This is a genomic window from Bacillus sp. LR--39 (assembly GCF_053613335.1).
In genome coordinates, this window is the sequence record NZ_JBSIOT010000663.1 from 1 (window position 1) to 808 (window position 808).

The 808-nt window shown below is 47.2% G+C and carries 2 protein-coding genes; both read left to right on the forward strand.

Features of this window, described 5'->3' with window-relative positions:
* Window positions 1-339: cytochrome ubiquinol oxidase subunit I (locus ACWHAR_RS25670; protein ID WP_452088256.1), on the forward strand; the 339-nt coding region annotated here is incomplete at its 5' end.
* Window positions 323-808 (forward strand): cytochrome d ubiquinol oxidase subunit II (cydB, locus tag ACWHAR_RS25675; RefSeq protein ID WP_452088257.1); only part of this gene is annotated, 486 nt, incomplete at its 3' end. The genes ACWHAR_RS25670 and cydB, both read left to right, overlap by 17 nt.

The window sequence follows — 808 nt, forward strand, 5'->3', positions numbered from 1 at the left end:
CTTGAAAACAGCAAATGGTATTTGCGCATCATGATCGCGTTGATTTCCTTCCCGTTTCTTGCGAACTCCGTGGGCTGGATTATGACAGAAATCGGACGTCAGCCTTGGACGGTTATGGGGTTAATGACAACCGCTCAATCTGTGTCACCTAACGTAACAGCGGGCTCCTTGTTATTCTCAATCATCGCATTCGGTGTGATGTACATGATTCTTGGTGCACTGCTTGTCTTCTTGTTTATCCGTGAGATTAAAAAAGGTGCGGAGCATAGTGATCATCATGATGTTCCTGTATCAACAGATCCATTTAGTCAGGAGGTATACCATGGCATCTCTTCATGATCTTTGGTTTATACTCGTTGCTGTATTGTTTGTAGGATTCTTCTTTTTGGAGGGCGTTGATTTCGGGGTCGGCATGGCGACCCGTTTTCTTGGCCATAATGAATTAGAACGCAGAGTGCTGATCAACACGATCGGGCCGTTCTGGGACGCGAATGAAGTGTGGCTTTTGACTGGCGCAGGCGCCATTTTCGCGGCATTCCCAAACTGGTATGCAACGATGCTGAGCGGTTATTACATTCCGTTTGTCATAGTGCTGCTTGCGTTAATGGGCCGCGGGGTCGCGTTTGAGTTCCGCGGCAAGGTGGATCATTTAAAATGGGTAAAGGTTTGGGACTGGGTCGTTTTCTTCGGCAGTCTGATTCCTCCGTTTGTGCTTGGTGTGCTGTTCACGACATTATTCCGCGGGATGCCGATTGATGCCGACATGAACATTCACGCACATGTATCTGATTATATCAATGTATATTCT